Genomic DNA, 17386 nt, shown 5'->3' with positions numbered 1-17386 from the left:
CCGCGGCCCATCATCAGGTCCACCCGCCCGTCGGCCAGGTGCTGGAGCATCGCGTAGTCCTCCGCGATCTTCACCGGGTCGTTGGTGGTGATCAGTGTGGTCGACGTCGACAGGACGATCCGCTCGGTCCGTGCGGCGATCCAGCCCAGCATGGTGGTCGGCGAGGACGGCACGAACGGCGGGTTGTGGTGCTCACCCATCGCGAAGACGTCCAGGCCGACCTCTTCCGCCTTCAGCGCGATGGCGACCATGGCCTTGATCCGCTCGCGCTCGGTCGGGGTCCGCCCCGTGGTGGGGTCCGGCGTGACATCGCCGACCGTGAAGATCCCGAACTGCATGGTCGCTCACCCTCCAGGTTGTTGACCGTTCAACTATACCCCTCCAACGGCCACCCCGCCCCGGGTATTCCAGCCCCCCTCCCACTCCCCCTCCCGACCCTTCCCACCCCCCTCCCACTCCTCCTCCCGGCCCTTACGGCACCAGCACCAGCCGCCCCCGCACCCCGCCCTCCGCGAGCCGGGCATGCGCCTTGGCCGCGTCCTCCAGGGCGAAGGTCCCGGCCACCCGCAGGGTCACCACCCCTTCGTCCACCAGCCGGACCAGCTCCGCGAGCCGGGCCCCGTCCGCGGTCACCGCCACGGCCCCCGTCCGCACCCCGCGCACCGACGCGGGGTGCGCCCCGGGCCGCACTCCGATGTACGCGCCGCCGTCCCGCACCCACTCCAGCGCCGGCTCCCCGAGCACCGCCGCGTCCAGCACCGCGTCCACGCTCCCCGGCTCGACCTCCGCGACCCCGTCGGCCCGCCCGGCCGTGAAGTGCTCGGCACCCAGCGACCGCACCAGCTCCTCGTCGCCCGCCCGGGCGTGCCCGGTCACCTCGATCCCCCGGTGCGCGGCGAGCTGCACGGCGAACCCGCCGACCGCCCCCGCCGCCCCGGTCACCAGCAGCGACGCACCCGGCGCGAGGTCCAGCAGATCCAGCGCCTGGACGGCGGTCAGCCCGTTCAGCGGCAAGGTCCCCGCGTACACGGCGTCCACCGTGGCCGGCGCCTTCGCCAGCGCGTCCGTGTCCACGACGACGTACTCGGCGTGCGCGCCCAGCGGGTCGGACACCCCCGGCACCAGCGCCACCACCGGGTCGCCCACCTGCCAGGCGGCGGCCACCCCGACCGCGTCCACCGTCCCGGCCGCGTCCCAGCCGAGCCCGAGCGTCTTGCCGGCCCCGCCGAAGAACCCGGCGCGCACCCCGGCGTCCACGGGGTTCAGCGCGCCCGCGGCCACCTTGATCCGCACCTGCCCGGCCCCCGGCTCCGGCACCGGAACCTCGGCGATCTCCACCGCTTCCGGACCGCCGAACGCCCTCACCACAGCAGCACGCATGACAACTCTCCTCACACAGAAGGCAGTTGAGGGATTCCGCGGCACATTTCCGGCCGCACGACCCACCGTAGGAGAGCTACTATCCAGAGGTAAGTAGTTACCTGAGAGTGCGTAGCCGACCCGGAGGAGAGCCCATGGCGACCATGACCGCCGCCCAGCGCCGCGAACAGGCCCGCGCCGACTACGACGCCTTCCTGCGCAACTGCCCCACCAACCAGCTCCTCGGCCGGCTCAGCGACAAGTGGGTCAGCCTCGTCGTCGCCGCCCTCTCCACCGGCCCCCTGCGCTACAGCGACCTCGGCCGCAAGATCGCCGGCGTCAGCCCCAAGATGCTCACCCAGACCCTGCGCACGCTGGAGCGGGACGGCATCATCAGCCGCACGGTCACCCCGTCCGTCCCGGTCCGCGTCGACTACGCGCTCACCCCGCTCGGCACCGGCCTCGCCGGCCTGCTCACCGCCGTGAAGACCTGGGCCGAGACCCACTTCGACGAGGTCCGCGAGGCCCGCGAACGCTACGACGCCGAGAACCCCGCCTGAGCGGACGGAGGCACCGGCGCGGAAGACGTCACCGGCACCGACGGCATCAGAGGGTCGGAAGGCATACGGGTCCCCGGTCGCCGGCACCAGCACCGCCATCCGGCCGGCCGTCCGACCGGTCCTGGTCGGTCTCACCCGCGCGCCAGGCGGTGTCGACCTCCTGATACGGCGGCGGTCGTGAGCGAGGAGTGGTGAGGGCATGCGGATGCGGGCGTGACGCGCCCTCCCCCGGGTGACGCGGGAAGGGCGTGCGAAGCTGACCCCATGCCGATCCTCCGCTCCGCCGCCCTGTTCGTCGTCGCCGCGCTGTTCGAGATCGGCGGCGCCTGGCTGGTCTGGCAGGGCGTGCGGGAACACCGGGGCTGGCTGTGGGTCACCGGAGGCGTCCTCGCCCTCGGCGCATACGGCTTCGTCGCCACCTTCCAGCCGGACGCCCACTTCGGCCGCATCCTCGCCGCCTACGGCGGGATCTTCGTGGCCGGCTCGATCCTGTGGGGCGTCGTCGCGGACGGCTACCGCCCCGACCCCTGGGACATCACCGGCGCGCTCATCTGCCTCGCCGGGATGGCCGTCATCATGTGGGCGCCGCGAAACGGCGGCTGAGGCTCACTTACGCTGGACGGAACCGCCCGACCGACCGCCCAGCCGCAGCCCCAGGAGCAGCCATGGCCACCGCCGCACCGTCCGCCGCCTCCCGCATCGCCGTCGTCACCGGCGCGAGCAGCGGCATCGGCGCCGCCACGGCCCGGCAGCTCGCCGCGGCCGGCTACCGCGTCGTCCTCACCGCCCGCCGCAAGGACCGCATCGAGGCCCTGGCCGAGGAGCTGACCAAGGCCGGCCACTCCGCCGTGGCGTACCAGCTCGACGTCACCGACCGCACCGCCGTGGACGAGTTCGCCACCGCCTTCGAGACCATCGGTGTCCTGGTCAACAACGCGGGCGGCGCCCTCGGCGCGGACCCCGTCGCCACCGGTGACCCGGCGGACTGGCGCACGATGTACGAGACGAACGTCATCGGCACCCTGAACCTCACCCAGGCGCTGCTGCCGAAGCTCGTCGCGAGCGGCGACGGCGTCGTCGTGGTCGTCTCCTCCACCGCCGGCCACGGCACCTACGAGGGCGGCGCCGGCTACGTGGCCGCCAAGCACGGCGCCCACGTCCTCGCCGAGACCCTCCGCCTGGAGATCGTCGGCCAGCCGGTCCGGGTGATCGAGATCGCCCCCGGCATGGTCAAGACCGACGAGTTCGCGCTCACCCGCTTCGGCGGGGACACGGAGAGGGCCGAGAAGGTGTACGAGGGGGTCGCCGAGCCCCTCACCGCCGACGACGTGGCCGAGACGATCGCCTGGGCGGTGACCCGCCCCAGCCACGTCAACGTCGACCTGCTGATCCTGCGCCCGCGCGCCCAGGCGTCCAACACGAAGGTGCACCGGGAATCGTGACGGACGAGAACTCCCCGACGGAGGACACCTTCGAGAAGCGGCGGCTGGCCCAGGAGACGAAGAACGAACGCCAGGTCTGGTACTTCCTGGCCTACTTCCTCTTCGGCATCCACTTCATCGCGTTCATCATGATCTACGCGGTACGGCACGCGAAGTAGCGCACGGGCCCGTGCGCCGGCCCTGCACGCCGGACCAGCGTGCCGGACCCGCCTAGGCGAACGCCGGCAGGTTCCGCGCGACCCACGCGGCGAAGGGCGCGGCCGGACGCCCCAGGACCGCCGCCACGTCCCCGCTCACCCCGCGCTCGGCCGGCAGCGGTGTGCCGAGGACGTCCAGGGTGCCGGCGACGACCTGCTCCGGCATGAACCGCGCCATCCCCGCGTGCGCCGCCTCACGGGACAGCTCGACGAAGGTCACCTTCTCGCCGAGGGCCGCGGCGATGACCTCGGCCTGCTCGCGCGGACTGATGGGCTCGGGCCCGGTCAGCTCGTACACCCGGCCGGCGTGCCCGTCCTCGCGCAGTGCGGCGGCGGCCACGGCGGCGATGTCCGCCGGGTCGACCACGGGCAGGGCGACCTCTCCGAAGGGGGCGAGGACGGTGCGCTCGGCGCGGACCGAATCGGCCCAGGCGAAGGCGTTGGAGGCGAATCCGCCGGGGCGCAGGATGGTGAACTCCCGCCCGGACGCGCGTACCGCGGCCTCGAAGGCGCGCAGCCGGGCGTGCGAGGGCGCGTCGGGCCGGGTGGCGCTGACCTGGGAGGACACCAGCACGATCCGGCCGACCCCGGCGTCCGCGACGGCATCGAGCAGGGCGTCGGGACTCTCCCCGCGGAAGTTCAGCTCGCCCCCCAGGACGAGGAACACGGCGCGGGCACCGTCGAGGGCGGCCCGCATGCTCGCCGCGTCCCCGACCCCGCCCCGGACCCACCGCACCCCGGCCACCGACGGCGCGGCGTCCGGCCGCCGGGACACGGCGACGACCTCCTCACCGGCCCCCGCCAGCAGCTCCACCAGCACACGCCCGACGTTCCCGGTCGCACCGGTCACAGCGATCATCATGAGCCCCCATCTGAGTTAGCCAACTAACTAACTCAGACCCTAGCAGGCCCCCACCCCCGGCTGTCTATAGTCAGTCAGGTGACAAACTCAGTGGATCGGCGGGCACAGGCGTCACAGAAACGCCGACGACTCACGGCAGCGGCCGCCCGGGTCCTGCACGAGCAGGGCGTCGAACGCACCACCCTCGCCGACATCGCCCGCGAGGCCGACGTCCCGGTCGGGAACGTCTACTACTACTTCAAGACCAAGGACGAACTGGTCCAGGCCGCCCTCGCGGAACACCGTGCCCACCTGGACGAACTCACCGCCGCACTGGACCCGTTGCCGACCCCGCGCCACCGCCTCAAGGCCCTCGTCGAGGCCTGGACCGCCCAGCGCGAGACCGCCGCCCGCCACGGCTGCCCCACCGGCACGCTCGCCGTCGAACTGGACAAACGCGCGGACGGCACGCTGGACGCGGAAGCCGGCGCGGTGATCCGCCACCTCCTGGACTGGACCGCCGGCCAGTTCCGCACCTGGGGCATCCCCGACCCCGACGACCACGCCCTCACTCTGATCGCGGCCTACCAGGGCATGTCCCTCCTGACCAACGCCCTGCGTGACCCCGACATCATGACGCGAGAGGGAGCCCGCCTGCTGCGCTGGCTGGACTCACTGGAGCCGGGGAGCGGAAGGGACGCGTAACCCACACGGGCATCTGTCCCACCAGTCTCGGGCCCCCGGCGCCGGGGGCCTCTTCACGTCAACCCTTCACACAGATGAACTGCTTCAGCTTCGCCACGACTTCGACGAGGTCGCGCTGCTGCTCCATCACCTGGTCGATGTTCTTGTAAGCACCCGGAATCTCGTCCAGCACGCCCGAGTCCTTCCGGCACTCCACGCCCCGGGTCTGCTCCTCCAGGTCCTTGGTCGTGAAGCGCCGCTTGGCCGCATTGCGGCTCAAGCGCCGACCGGCCCCGTGCGAAGCCGAGTTGAAGGCCTTCTCGTTCCCGAGCCCCTTCACGATGTACGAGCTGGTGCCCATCGAACCGGGAATGATCCCGAACTCACCCGAGCCGGCACGGATCGCTCCCTTACGGGTCACGAGCAGGTCCATACCCTCGTACCGCTCCTCGGCCACGTAGTTGTGGTGGCAGGAGATCTCCGGCTCGAAGGTCGGCTTCGCCTTCTTGAACTCCTTGCGGATCACGTCCTTCAGGAGCGCCATCATCAGCATGCGGTTGTACTTGGCGTACTCCTGCGCCCAGAACAGGTCATGCCGGTAGGCCGCCATCTGCGGGGTGTCCGCGATGAAGACGGCGAGGTCGCGGTCGACCAGGCCCTGGTTGTGCGGGAGCTTCTGCGCCTCACCGATGTGATGCTCGGCGAGTTCCTTGCCGATGTTGCGCGACCCTGAGTGGAGCGTGAGCCAGACCGAATCCGACTGATCCAGACAGACTTCGAGGTAGTGGTTCCCGGACCCAAGCGTTCCCATCTGCTTTTCGGCTCGATCGTGACGGAATTTGACCGCTTCCGCGACCCCGTCGAACCGCCCCCAGAAGTCGTCCCACCCGGCAGTGGCCACCCCGTGGAACCGCCCGGGATCGACGGGACTGTCATGCATCCCCCGCCCCACCGGAATCACCTGCTCGATCCGCGACCGCAGCCGGGACAGGTCCCCGGGGAGGTCGTTCGCCGTGAGGGACGTCTTCACCGCCGACATCCCGCAGCCGATGTCCACCCCGACCGCCGCCGGGCACACCGCGCCCCGCATCGCGATGACCGAGCCGACCGTGGCGCCCTTGCCGTAGTGCACGTCCGGCATCACGGCCAGGCCCTCGATCCACGGCAGGGTCGCCACGTTCTGGAGCTGGCGCAGGGCCACGTCCTCGACCGTCGCCGGGTCCGTCCACATCCGGATCGGGACCTTGGCGCCCGGTATCTCCACGTACGACATACGTTCCTCATTCCCCCGGAAACGACAACAAAAGGCTTGAAAGCGGAAAAACGCAAAAGCGGCGCCAAGGTCGATGAAAAGGGACAAGGGACCGGCGTCCACGGCAGTGCGTGCGATACACATTGTCTCCAGGGGGCGCCCCGCCGCGGCAAGCGATTAACCAGCGGGGACACTGGAGCACCAGCGATCGCACACCGTCGAGAGGAGCCCGACCGTGCAGCGGAAGGCGTATGTAACCGGCACCGCCGCCCTCCTCGCGGTGTTGCTGGCCGGCTGCACGAGCGGCTCCGGGGACAAGGGGCCGACGGACAACGCCAACCCGGGCGACGCCGGCTCGGCCACGGCCGTCGCCCAGCCCGGCAGGTACCGCACGCTCCCCGAGCCCTGCGGGGCGGTCGGCCACGACACCCTGGACGCGCTGCTGCCCGGTATCCGGCAGATCACGGATCCGGCGCAGCGGGACAAGGCGTACCAGGGCGAGCCCGCGCTCACCTACGACACCGAGCGCAAGGTCGGCTGTCGCTGGAAGGTCGAGTCGGCCGATGCCACGGACCGCTTGTCCGTCGACTTCGAGCGTGTGGTGTCGTACGACAACACGGTGAGCGACGACGACCAGGCGCGGAAGTTGTTCCTGGAGAAGGAGACGGCTGCCGATCTCCCGGCGCCGGCGACTTCTTCGGCGCCGCCGCCGTCGTCGCCGACGCCCACCGCGTCGTCGTCGGCGTCCTCGTCCTCGTCGGCGAGGGGCTCCTCGGGTGGTGCGGCCTCTCCGGGCGCGACGAAGCCTTCTTCGGCCAACTCCCCTGGTTCCTCCGGGTCCTCCGACGCGTCCTCCGGTGCCACGTCCGCCGATCTCCAGCCGCGCGCGCTGACCGATCTCGGTGACGAGGCGTATCTGGACGACCGGCTCGGTACGTCCGGTTCGACGGCGGAACAGCGGACGGTGACTGTGGTGTTCCGCACGTCCAACGTCGTCGTCACCATCCAGTACGAGGAGCAGCCGATGGCCATGGGGACGGTCCCGGACAGCAAGGAAATGCAGGACAGGGCCCGTAATCTGGCTTCGCGTCTGGACGATGCGCTGGGCGGTTGACGGCCTCGGCGGTCCCGTCGGGCCCTGCCGGTGAAGCGGGCGAACGCGAACCGCACAGGTCCTTCACCGCGTACCGTGGCCCCGCAGGAACCCGCACGAACACCGAGCGTCATGAGTGAAGGAACCATGCAGCGAGCAGCCCAGCGAGACGACCGTGCCCAGCGACACCAGCGAGCCAAGCGCCTTCGCCGCGTTCTTGTCTGCGCGGCAGCCGTTCCGGCGGTTCTGATCACCGCGGCGTGTTCCTCGGATTCCGGTGACTCCAAGGGCAAGTCCGGTGCGGAGAGCAGCCCGCAGTCGGCGGGCGGCGGCAGTTCGCAGCCGTCGGCGAGCGCGTCCCCGACCGTGCAGGCGGCGGCGTACGCGAAGCTTCCGGACGCGTGCGCGGTGCTGTCGAAGAAGACGCTGGCGGATCTGGTCCCGGAGAGCGGGAAGTCCGGTAAGAAGGGCAGTTCGGACGAGCCGTCGTCGCGTGCCTCGTGCTCGTGGAACAGCCTGGACAACAACGGGGTCAAGGGCTCCCAGTTCCGCTGGCTGAACGTCTCGCTGCTCCGGTTCGACTCGGATGTCACGCGCGGTTCGGGTGACGAGCAGGCGCACACGTACTACGCCCGGCAGGTGAAGGACGCGCAGTCGGTGGACGGCGCGAAGAACACCAAGGCGATACCGCTGTCCGGGACGGGCGCGGAGGCGACGGCGGTGCGCTATGAGCTGAAGAAGAAGGAAGGTCTGTTCAAGCAGCAGACGGTCGTCGCCCGGGTGGAGAACGTCGTGGTGACGGTGGACTACAACGGTGCCGGTCTGGCGGGTGAGAAGACGCCGGACGCCGACGATCTGACGAAGGCGGCGGAGAAGGCCGTGAAGGAGGTCGTGGCGTCGGTGTCGTCGGCCAACGGGGCGGGTGGTGCGGCGAGTTCGCCGGCGTCCCCGTCGAAGTCGGCGTCGCCTTCGGGGGCTCCTTCGAAGTCGCCGTCGAAGTCGGCCTCTGCCGGCGCTTCTGCGTCCGAGTCGGCCGCGAAGGACAGCTGACCGGAGGGTTGTGGCGGCTGACGGAGGGCCGTGGCGGGTGACCGGCACCACGTTCGCCGTACACGTGTGCCACTCTGTTGCGCGCAAGGACACGCAATGGGAGGGGAGTACGAGTGGCCGCGCCACTGCAGCTGACTCGGATGCACCGCGTGCTCATCGGCGTGGTCGTGACCGGTGCGTTGATCATCGCCGGCATCGGCTTCGCCGGTTCGTACGCGGCCGTCCGTGAGCTGGCCATCAAGAAGGGCTTCGGGAACTTCTCGTATGTGTTCCCGGTGGGCATCGACGCGGGCATCTGTGTCCTCCTGGCCCTGGACCTGCTGCTGACCTGGATCCGCATCCCCTTCCCGTTGCTGCGTCAGACGGCGTGGCTGCTGACGGCGGCGACGATCGCGTTCAACGGCGCCGCCGCGTGGCCGGATCCGCTGGGTGTCGGGATGCACGCGGTGATCCCGGTGCTGTTCGTGGTGGCGGTGGAGGCGGCCCGGCACGCGATCGGCCGGATCGCCGACATCACGGCGGACAAGCACATGGAGGGGGTGCGGCTCACCCGCTGGCTCCTCTCCCCGGTGCCCACGTTCCTCCTGTGGCGCCGTATGAAGCTGTGGGAACTGCGCTCCTACGACCAGGTCATCAAGCTGGAGCAGGAGCGTCTCGTCTACCAGGCGCGTCTGCGGTCCCGCTTCGGCCGTGCCTGGCGCCGCAAGGCCCCGGTGGAGTCCCTGATGCCGCTGCGGCTGGCGCGGTACGGCGTCCCGCTGGCGGAGACGGCCCCGGCGGGGCTGGCGGCGGCGGGAATCGAACCGGTCCTGTTGCCCCCGGCTCCGCAGCCGGAGTTGGAGGCGGCGGGACACGGCGTGGTCGCGGGCGGTCGTCCCGCCGGGGCGGTGCCGGTCCCGCGGCAGGCGGCGGCTCCGAGCGAGCAGCGTCCCGAGGAGCCGCCGGTGGACGAGCAGAGCCCCTGGTTCCAGACTCCCCGGGAGGTCGAGTACCACGGCGGTTACGACCCCACGTACGATCCGATGCTCCAGGAGCCGCAGTACGCCCCGGAGGAGCAGTACGAGGACTGGTACGAGGATCAGCCGCCGGAGCAGTTCCAGCAGCCGTCTCCGGAGGAGACCGGCAGCTTCCCCATTCCGGTGGGCCCGACCCGTACCCGTGAGCTGGGCGAGGGTGGTGGCACGCCTCAGCCGGACCCGACGGAGGAGGACTACTACCAGGTCTTCCGCAAGTCGATCGACGGCAGCCTGCCCACTCCGCACCAGTTCGCCGAGGCGGTGGAGGCGACGTTCCGTATCGCGCTGCCCGCGCGGGAGGCCGACCGCATGGTCAACCGCTTCACCAACCGCTTCAACGCGGAGCTGGAGGAGGACCACATCGCGTGACGGCATGAGAAAGGGGCCCTCCGGCGGCGGAGGGCCCCTTCTTCGTGCCGTTTACTCGCCGAGCAGGCGCCGCACCCGGTCCTGTCCCACGGCCAGCAGCAGGGTGGGCAGTCGGGGCCCGGTGTCGCGGCTGACGAGCAGGTGGTAGAGGAGGGCGAAGAAGGTCCGCTGGGCGGTCTTGATCTCGGCGGGCAGTTCCTTGGGGGTGGCGTCGGCGGGGAACCCGGCCTGCACCTTGGGCACGCCGTAGACGAGGTGGGTCAGCCCGTCGAGGGACCAGTGGTCGGCGAGTCCGTCGAGCAGCAGGCGTACGGACTGCCGGCCGGCCTCGTCGAGGGACTTCAGCAGGTCGGTGTCGGGTTCGTCGCGCACGATGGTCCGCTGGTCGGCGGGGACGTGCGTGTTGATCCAGGCCTCGGCCCTGTCGTACCGGGGGCGTACCTCGTCGAGGGAGGTCAGCGGCTGCTCCGGGTCGAGCTCGGAGAGGATGCGCAGGGCCTGGTCCTCGTGTCCGGCGGTGATGTCGGCGACGGACGCGAGCGTGCGGTAGGGCAGCGGTCGCGGCGTCTTCGGCAGTTCACCGGCGGCGGTGCCGACGGCGCGGGTGTAGGCAGCCACGTCGCCGGGGAGGGCGGAGCCCTCGGTGACCTTGGCGGCGAGCTTGTCCCACTCGTCGTAGAGCCGCTGGATCTCCTGGTCGAAGGCGATCTTGAAGGACTGGTTGGGCCGGCGGCGGGCGTACAGCCAGCGCAGGAGCTGCGGTTCCATGATCTTCAGCGCGTCGGCGGGGGTCGGGACGCCACCGCGTGAGGAGGACATCTTCGCCATGCCGGAGATGCCGACGAAGGCGTACATGGGGCCGATGGGCTGCTTGCCGCCGAAGATGCCGACGATCTGGCCGCCGACCTGGAAGCTGGATCCCGGCGAGGAGTGGTCGACTCCGCTGGGCTCGAAGATCACGCCCTCGTAGGCCCAGCGCATCGGCCAGTCGACCTTCCAGACCAGCTTGCCGCGGTTGAACTCGCTGAGCCGGACGGTCTCGGTGAAGCCGCAGGCGGTGCAGGTGTACGACAGCTCGGTGGTGTCGTCGTCGTAGGAGGTGACCGTGGTCAGGTCCTTGCCGCAGTCGCCGCAGTAGGGCTTGTACGGGAAGTACCCGGCGGAGCCGGAGCTGCCGTCGTCCTCGGAGGCGGCGCCGGAGCCCTCCTCGGCCTCCAGCTCGGCCGCGTCCACCGGCTTCTGCTGCTGCTTCTTGGGGGCCTTCTTCGTGCGGTACTGGTCGAGGATCGCGTCGATCTCGTTCCGGTGCCTCATGGCGTGCAGGATCTGCTCGCGGTAGGCACCGGAGGTGTACTGCTCGGTCTGGCTGATCCCGTCGAACTCGACACCGAGCTGGGCCAGCGACTCGATCATCGCGGCCTTGAAGTGCTCGGCCCAGTTGGGGTACGGCGAGCCCTTGGGTGCCGGGACGGAGGTCAGCGGCTTGCCGATGTGCTCGGCCCAGGCCTCCTCGTCGACCCCGTCGATGCCCTTGGGCACCTTGCGGTAGCGGTCGTAGTCGTCCCAGGAGATCAGGTGCCGGACCTGGTGGCCGCGGCGGCGGATCTCGTCGGCGACGAGGTGCGGGGTCATGACCTCGCGGAGGTTGCCGAGGTGGATCGGACCGGAGGGGGAGAGTCCGGACGCGACGACGACCGGTTTGCCCGGGGCCCGGCGCTCCGACTCCTCGATGACCTCATCCGCGAAACGGGAGACCCAGTCGGTGGTCTCGGTGCTCTGAGCCACGATCGGCACGTCCTTCTTTCTGAACGGGGTGACACTCCATTCTCACAGACCGGATCGCGCCCGGGAAAACGGCTTTACCCCCCGTGGGATACTGGCTGGGTCTATCCATCCCCACGAGGAGAACGGCACCCACTCCTATGGCCTCGGTCACGTCCCTCAGCGACAGCGTCCAGCAGCACCTCGCGTCCGCCCTCTCGGCCACCCTGCCTCAGGCCGCCGGCGCGGACCCGCTGCTGCGACGAAGCGACCGGGCCGACTTCCAGGCCAACGGCATCCTGGCCCTGGCCAAGAAGGCGAAGGCGAACCCGCGGGAGCTGGCGGCCCAGGTCGTCTCCCGGGTGGTGACGGGTGACGTGATCAGGGACGTCGAGGTGTCCGGCCCCGGCTTCCTGAACATCACGATCGCGGACAAGGCGATCACGGAGAACCTGGCCGCGCGGTACGCGGACGAGACGGGCCGCCTCGGCGTGCCGCTCGCCGAGCACCCGGGTACGACGGTGATCGACTACGCCCAGCCGAACGTGGCGAAGGAGATGCACGTCGGTCACCTGCGGTCCGCGGTGATCGGCGACTCGGTCGTCCAGCTGCTGGAGTTCACCGGCGAGAACGTGGTCCGCCGGCACCACATCGGCGACTGGGGCACCCAGTTCGGCATGCTCATCCAGTACCTGGACGAGCACCCGCACGAGCTGGACCACAAGGACGCCCAGGTCACCGGCGAGGAGGCGATGTCGAACCTCGACCGCCTCTACAAGGCCGCGCGGAAGAAGTTCGACTCCGACGAGGAGTTCAAGACGCGGGCCCGGCGCCGGGTCGTCGACCTCCAGGCCGGGGACGAGCACACGCTCGCCATGTGGCAGAGGTTCGTGGACGAGTCGAAGATCTACTTCTTCTCCGTCTTCGAGAAGCTGGACATGGAGATCCGGGACGCGGACATCGTCGGCGAGTCCGGTTACAACGACATGCTGGCCGAGACCTGCCGCCTGCTGGAGGAGTCGGGTGTCGCGGTCCGCTCCGAGGGCGCCCTGTGCGTCTTCTTCGACGACATCAAGGGCCCGGACGGCAACCCGGTCCCGCTGATCGTGCAGAAGTCGGACGGCGGCTACGGCTACGCGGCCACCGACCTCTCGGCGATCCGCGACCGCGTCTTCAACCTGAAGGCGAACACCCTGCTGTACGTGGTGGACGCCCGGCAGGCCCTGCACTTCCGGATGGTCTTCGAGACCGCCCGCCGGGCCGGCTGGCTGAACGACGACGTGACGGCGGTGCAGCTGGCCTTCGGCACGGTCCTCGGCAAGGACGGCAAGCCGTTCAAGACGCGTGAGGGCGAGACGGTCCGCCTGGTCGACCTCCTCGACGAGGCGATCGACCGCGCCTCGGCCGTGGTCCGGGAGAAGGCGCAGGACCTGTCCGAGGAGGAGATCGCCGAGCGGGGCGCCCAGGTGGGCATCGGCGCGGTGAAGTACGCGGACCTGTCGACGTCCGCGAACCGGGACTACAAGTTCGACCTGGACCAGATGGTCTCGCTGAACGGCGACACGTCCGTCTACCTCCAGTACGCGTACGCCCGTATCCAGTCGATCCTCCGCAAGGCCGGCGAGGTCCGCCCGGCCGCCCACCCGGAGCTGGACCTGCACGAGGCGGAGCGCGCCCTCGGCCTGCACCTGGACTCCTTCGCGGAGACGGTGCGGGAGGCGGCGGCGGAGTACGCCCCGCACAAGCTGGCGGCGTACCTGTACCAGGTGGCGTCGCTGTACACGTCGTTCTACGACAAGTGCCCGGTCCTGAAGGCCGAGACCCCGGCGCAGGTGGAGAACCGCCTCTTCCTGTGCGACGTCACGGCCCGCACCCTGCACCAGGGCATGGCCCTGCTGGGCATCCGCACGCCCGAGAAGCTCTGACCGAGCGCGGTACCAGGCCGGCGGCCCGTCCTCACTCCGGGGGCGGGCCGTCGGCCGTCTGCGCTTCCAGGAGTTCCCGTGCGCGGCGGACGAGGGCCTCCCGTACGGCGTCCGGGGCGAGGACGCGCAGGGGGGTGGCGAGGCCCAGCAGGTAGCGGGCGAGTCCGTCCGGGTCCGGGCCGCCGATGTCGACGAGGGTGGCGTCCGGGCCGTCGGCGCGGTGGGTGCCGACGGTGGGCGGTACGACCCGCAGCGCGTCCGCCAGGGGCAGCGGCAGCCGGATGGTGACCGACATCGGGTAGGGGCCGTTGGCGGTGTTGCGGGAGACGAGCCGGGCGGGGTCCGGGGGGTCGGTGATCTCCACGGGCCGGCCGGTGGGCTGGAGCCGTTCGACCCGGTCGGCCCGGAAGGTGCGCCAGCCCCGGGCCACGTCCCGGGCGACGAAGTACCAGCGCCGGCCGGTGTGCACGAGCCGGTACGGATCGACGTCCCGGACGGTGTGCCGGTCCTGTCCGTCGCGGTACGTCAGCCGGGCCCGCTCACCGTGCCGGCAGGCGGCGGCCAGCTCCAGCAGCATGCCGGGCCGGATGCGTGGTTCTTCGGGCCAGGGAAGCCGGACGAGGGCGTCGTCCCACTCCGCGAGCCGGTCGGCGATCCGGGGCGGCAGCACCTGCCGCAGCTTCAGCAGGGCGGACAGGGCCGCCTGGTCGCCGCCCAGCGCGCCGCCGAGCGCCGCCTCCCGCAGCCCCACGGCCACGGCCAGGGCCTCCTCGTCGTCCAGGATGAGCGGCGGCACGCGCGAGCCCGCCCGGAGCCGGTAACCGCCCCAGGGGCCGGCGTCGGAGTCGACGGTGTACCCGAGATCCCGCAGCCTGGCGATGTCCCGCCGGACGGTGCGGTCGGTGACGGCCATGCGCGAGGCCAGCTCGGCACAGGTCCAGGAGGGGCGGGCGGCGAGCAGTGCGAGCAGGCGGAGCAGACGGGCGGAGGCGCTGAGCACGGGCGGAAGTTTTGCACACGGGCCCGCACAACCAGGACCGTACCTGTCCGGGTCGTGTCCTACGGTCGCCCCATGAGCACTGACACCGCTTCCGCACCCGTCTTCCGCTACGCCGCCGTCACCTTCGACTGCGCCGACCCGGTGGAACTGTCGCGTTTCTACGGCGAGATGTTCGGCCTCCCGGTCGCCTACACCTCCGACGACTTCGTCTTCCTGGGCGGCGAGGACGGCGCGCCGGGCCTGGGCTTCAACCGCCTGGCCGACTACCGCCGCCCCACCTGGCCGGACCCGGCCCAGGAGAAGCAGGCCCACATCGAGGTGGGCGTGGACGACCTGGACACGGCCGAGGAGCGGCTGCTGAAGCTGGGCGCGACCAAGCCGGAGGCCCAGCCGCAGCCGGACCGCTGGCGGGTCCTGCTGGACCCGGCGGGGCACCCGTTCTGCATCACGACCCTGGTCTGACACCGGGCCGTACGGCCGGCCCGCCACCGGCGTGTGCGCTGCTCAACGGCGTTGTCAGTGACGGGCTTTACAGTCACCGGTATGGCGACTCTTCCCAACCCGCTGCCCAAGCTGGCCACCGACCCCAGCGGGCGTTCCCTCGGCCTTCGGCTGCCTCCCGGCAGGCTGGTGGACGAGACGGACGACGGCCCCTGGCACGAGCCCCTGCTGTGGCACGCGGAGAAGCCTTCCTCGCCCGGCACCTGGAAGGCGCTGGGGGCGCCGGCGTCCCGTGCCGGGCTGCTGCCGGTGCTGGTGGACCTGGCCGGTTGCCGGGCCGGGGTGGAGGACTGGGTGCTGTTGCCGGGCGAGGCGTCGTACCCGGGGGACCACGAGGCCGGGGAGGTGCTGTCGGAGTACTGGGCGGAGGAGACCGACGGGGATGCCGGCAAGGAGACCGAGCCGTTCGGCACGCAGTGGCCGGGGCTCGCGTCCGGCGGGCTCCTGGCCGCCGATCCGGAGAGCCGGGCCGCGCAGGTCGCCGACGAGCTGCACCAGGACCTGAGCCGGTGGGCCGAGTGGGTGGAGGAGCCGCACCTGGCCCTCGTGCCGGCGCGCCGGTCCGCCGACATACCGGCGGCGATCGGCTGGACCGGCGCCCTGGAGCACGAGGGCGACGTGGCCCGGTTCTGCGCGGTGCTGCGGTCGTGGGAGGACCGGTTCGGGGTCCGGGTGGTGGCGCTCGGGCCGGACGCCCTGGTGGTGTCCGTGGCGGCGCCGCCCACCGCCCTCGACGACGCCGAGGTGCTGGCCGCCGAGCACTACGCCCTGTGCCCGAACGCCGTGGTGCAGAGCGGCCCGGGGAGCGTGGGGGCGTACGCGGAGGAGCTGGTCGGCGCCACGAGCTGGTCCTTCTGGTGGGAGTGAGCCGGAGGCGTCAGTTCGCCTCCGACGCGGGTCGCCATTTCTCGCCGCCGAGGGGGAATGCGTACGCGGGCCGGCCGTTGTTTCCGCTGGTGCGGAACGGCCGGCCGGCGTCGTCGATCACCAGCGTGCCGTGCCGGTCCCCGCTGGACCAGGACAGCTCCAGGTACCAGCTGACGTCGTACGCGGACGCGTCCGCCGTGACGTGGAAGACCTCCGGGTCGGACCGGCTCACCTTGAACGGGAAGTCCCGGTTCCCGGCCTCCGGTACGGGCGCGGGGCGCATCGCGTCGAGGGCGACGGTGAAGGAGCGCGTCGGCACACCGCCGCCGCAGCCGACGCCGGGGTAGCCCATGGCGTAGTCGTTCCAGGCGAGCGGTGACCGCTTGCCCGCCATGCGCACGGACAGCTTCTCCAGGACGACGGTCTCCTCACCGGTGCCCTGCACGGTGAAGGTGACGAACTGCTCCCCCGCCGAGACCGCCTGGTGCACGTCCACCCAGGCGGGCGCGTCCTGTTCCAGCGGCGGCGGGGAGACGGCGGTGGGCGGCCGGTCGATCAGGTAGTGCTGGGAGCAGGGGCTCTGCCAGCTGAAGGGGTGCGTGGTCACCGTGAGGGGCGGGCCGGCCGTCGTCCGGTCGGTCGTGGCGGCGGCCGGGCCGTCCGCCGGGGTCCCGCCGTGGGCGGCGGGGGCCTTGGGTGAGGGGGAGGCCGAGCGGGAGGGCGAGCGGGTGGCGGACCGGTGCGGCGCCGGGCTCCCGGCCGTCGGCACCGGCGACGCGCTGTCCCGGGCGGCGGCCTCCCAGGTGGCCGCGGTGTTCCTGCCGTCCCGGCCGTCCCGCTCTGCGTCACCGGAGTGCCCGGAGGGCAGGTTCAGCGCGACCGCCACGGTGCCGAGCAGTGCGGTGACGGTCAGGGCGGCGAGGAGGGCGACGGGGCGGCGCCCGCGACGCCGGGGAGCGTCCGGCGCGGCCTCTGACACCGGCCGGGGTTCAGGCCCGGCCACAGGCACGGGCACGGGTTCGGCTACCGGCACGGGTTCGGCCGTCGGCGCCGGCTCAGGTCCGGCCACCGGCACGGGCACGGCTTCGGCCGCCGGCACCGACTCAGGTCCGGCCGCCGGCACCGACTCAGGTTCAGCCACCGGCTCAGGTTCCGTCACCGCCACCGGCGACGGCTCCTTCCGCCCCCGCCACGCGTCCGCCAGCACCCACCTCCGGTGCAGCTCCACGAGTTCTTCGGGCGTGGCCCTGCACAGCCGGGCGAGCCGCTCCACGGGCGCGTAGTCCGCAGGTACGGCGTCCCCGTTGCAGTACCGGTGGAGCGTCGACGTACTCATGTGCAGCCGCTTGGCGAGCGTGCCGTAGCTGTGCCCGGAGCGGTTCTTCAACTCCCGCAGCAGCTCCGCGAACTCGGACATGCCCTCCGACACCGTTCCTCCGTCCCCCCTCGTCCCACCCCGGCGTTCCAGG

The 17386-nt window shown here is 71.5% G+C and carries 18 protein-coding genes; 11 read left to right on the top strand and 7 right to left on the bottom strand.

The features are described 5' to 3' along the window. Both ACH4LD_RS41970 and ACH4LD_RS41965 read right to left on the bottom strand, forming a co-directional pair. Positions 1-338 (bottom strand): LLM class flavin-dependent oxidoreductase (locus tag ACH4LD_RS41970; protein ID WP_398059494.1); only part of this gene is annotated, 338 nt, incomplete at its 3' end. A 133-nt stretch (positions 339-471) separates the two neighbouring features. After that, complete coding sequence (locus ACH4LD_RS41965) at positions 472-1380, bottom strand: NADP-dependent oxidoreductase (RefSeq protein WP_398059496.1); 909 nt, start codon at positions 1378-1380, stop codon at positions 472-474. 134 nt (positions 1381-1514) lie between these two features. Here ACH4LD_RS41965 and ACH4LD_RS41960 point away from each other — a divergent pair, with 134 nt between their 5' ends. From ACH4LD_RS41960 to ACH4LD_RS41945, 4 genes are all read left to right on the top strand, one after another. After that, positions 1515-1919, top strand: coding sequence for a winged helix-turn-helix transcriptional regulator (locus ACH4LD_RS41960; RefSeq protein WP_398059498.1), 405 nt, complete (start codon positions 1515-1517; stop codon positions 1917-1919). Positions 1920-2183: 264 nt separating this feature from the next. After that, positions 2184-2522, top strand: a complete 339-nt coding sequence (locus ACH4LD_RS41955; RefSeq protein WP_398059500.1) for a YnfA family protein — start codon at positions 2184-2186, stop codon at positions 2520-2522. Between the two features lie 62 nt (positions 2523-2584). Continuing rightward, on the top strand, positions 2585-3361 hold the full coding sequence (locus tag ACH4LD_RS41950) for an SDR family NAD(P)-dependent oxidoreductase (protein ID WP_398059502.1): 777 nt from the start codon (positions 2585-2587) through the stop codon (positions 3359-3361). Then, positions 3358-3519 (top strand): hypothetical protein, encoded by a 162-nt coding sequence (locus tag ACH4LD_RS41945; protein WP_165951898.1) that lies wholly within the window; start codon positions 3358-3360, stop codon positions 3517-3519. Before ACH4LD_RS41950 ends, ACH4LD_RS41945 begins: the two co-directional genes overlap by 4 nt. A 52-nt stretch (positions 3520-3571) precedes the next feature. On the opposite strand, the gene ACH4LD_RS41940 is transcribed toward ACH4LD_RS41945, so the two are convergent. Beyond that, the gene (locus ACH4LD_RS41940; RefSeq protein WP_398059541.1) at positions 3572-4417 is read right to left on the bottom strand and encodes an SDR family oxidoreductase; all 846 of its coding nucleotides are present in this window, start codon (positions 4415-4417) and stop codon (positions 3572-3574) included. Positions 4418-4510: 93 nt separating this feature from the next. Between ACH4LD_RS41940 and ACH4LD_RS41935 the strand changes: the two genes are divergently transcribed. Next, positions 4511-5104 carry a TetR/AcrR family transcriptional regulator gene (locus ACH4LD_RS41935; protein WP_398059543.1) on the top strand — a complete coding sequence of 198 codons (594 nt, stop codon included), beginning with the start codon at positions 4511-4513 and terminating at the stop codon, positions 5102-5104. 58 nt (positions 5105-5162) lie between these two features. Here ACH4LD_RS41935 and ACH4LD_RS41930 read toward each other — a convergent pair whose 3' ends face one another. After that, on the bottom strand, positions 5163-6356 hold the full coding sequence (locus ACH4LD_RS41930) for an RtcB family protein (protein ID WP_398059545.1): 1194 nt from the start codon (positions 6354-6356) through the stop codon (positions 5163-5165). Positions 6357-6570: 214 nt separating this feature from the next. Here ACH4LD_RS41930 and ACH4LD_RS41925 point away from each other — a divergent pair, with 214 nt between their 5' ends. From ACH4LD_RS41925 to ACH4LD_RS41915, 3 genes are all read left to right on the top strand, one after another. Continuing rightward, positions 6571-7449, top strand: coding sequence for a DUF3558 domain-containing protein (locus ACH4LD_RS41925; protein WP_398059504.1), 879 nt, complete (start codon positions 6571-6573; stop codon positions 7447-7449). Positions 7450-7575: 126 nt separating this feature from the next. Continuing rightward, positions 7576-8478 carry a DUF3558 family protein gene (locus ACH4LD_RS41920; RefSeq protein WP_398059506.1) on the top strand — a complete coding sequence of 301 codons (903 nt, stop codon included), beginning with the start codon at positions 7576-7578 and terminating at the stop codon, positions 8476-8478. Between the two features lie 140 nt (positions 8479-8618). Continuing rightward, on the top strand, positions 8619-9863 hold the full coding sequence (locus ACH4LD_RS41915; RefSeq protein WP_398059547.1) for a DUF2637 domain-containing protein: 1245 nt from the start codon (positions 8619-8621) through the stop codon (positions 9861-9863). Between the two features lie 51 nt (positions 9864-9914). On the opposite strand, the gene lysS is transcribed toward ACH4LD_RS41915, so the two are convergent. Further along, the gene (gene lysS / locus ACH4LD_RS41910; protein WP_398059508.1) at positions 9915-11657 is read right to left on the bottom strand and encodes a lysine--tRNA ligase; all 1743 of its coding nucleotides are present in this window, start codon (positions 11655-11657) and stop codon (positions 9915-9917) included. Between the two features lie 128 nt (positions 11658-11785). On the opposite strand from lysS, the gene argS reads away from it, so the two are divergent. Beyond that, positions 11786-13549 carry an arginine--tRNA ligase gene (argS, locus tag ACH4LD_RS41905; RefSeq protein WP_398059510.1) on the top strand — a complete coding sequence of 588 codons (1764 nt, stop codon included), beginning with the start codon at positions 11786-11788 and terminating at the stop codon, positions 13547-13549. Positions 13550-13580: 31 nt separating this feature from the next. On the opposite strand, the gene ACH4LD_RS41900 is transcribed toward argS, so the two are convergent. Beyond that, positions 13581-14549 (bottom strand): helix-turn-helix transcriptional regulator, encoded by a 969-nt coding sequence (locus ACH4LD_RS41900; protein WP_398059512.1) that lies wholly within the window; start codon positions 14547-14549, stop codon positions 13581-13583. 72 nt (positions 14550-14621) lie between these two features. On the opposite strand from ACH4LD_RS41900, the gene ACH4LD_RS41895 reads away from it, so the two are divergent. Both ACH4LD_RS41895 and ACH4LD_RS41890 read left to right on the top strand, forming a co-directional pair. After that, positions 14622-15011: a VOC family protein gene (locus ACH4LD_RS41895; RefSeq protein WP_398059514.1), complete on the top strand. Its 390-nt coding sequence runs from the start codon at positions 14622-14624 to the stop codon at positions 15009-15011. Between the two features lie 81 nt (positions 15012-15092). After that, the gene (locus ACH4LD_RS41890; RefSeq protein ID WP_398059516.1) at positions 15093-15917 is read left to right on the top strand and encodes a DUF4253 domain-containing protein; all 825 of its coding nucleotides are present in this window, start codon (positions 15093-15095) and stop codon (positions 15915-15917) included. 10 nt (positions 15918-15927) lie between these two features. On the opposite strand, the gene ACH4LD_RS41885 is transcribed toward ACH4LD_RS41890, so the two are convergent. Continuing rightward, complete coding sequence (locus ACH4LD_RS41885; protein WP_398059518.1) at positions 15928-17334, bottom strand: helix-turn-helix domain-containing protein; 1407 nt, start codon at positions 17332-17334, stop codon at positions 15928-15930. Positions 17335-17386: the final 52 nt, after the last annotated feature.

The organism is Streptomyces sp. NPDC017676 (assembly GCF_044329325.1).
GTDB lineage: Bacteria > Actinomycetota > Actinomycetes > Streptomycetales > Streptomycetaceae > Streptomyces.
The sequence above is the reverse complement of the archived record's forward strand: the minus strand, read 5'-3'. Positions and strand labels throughout refer to the sequence as shown.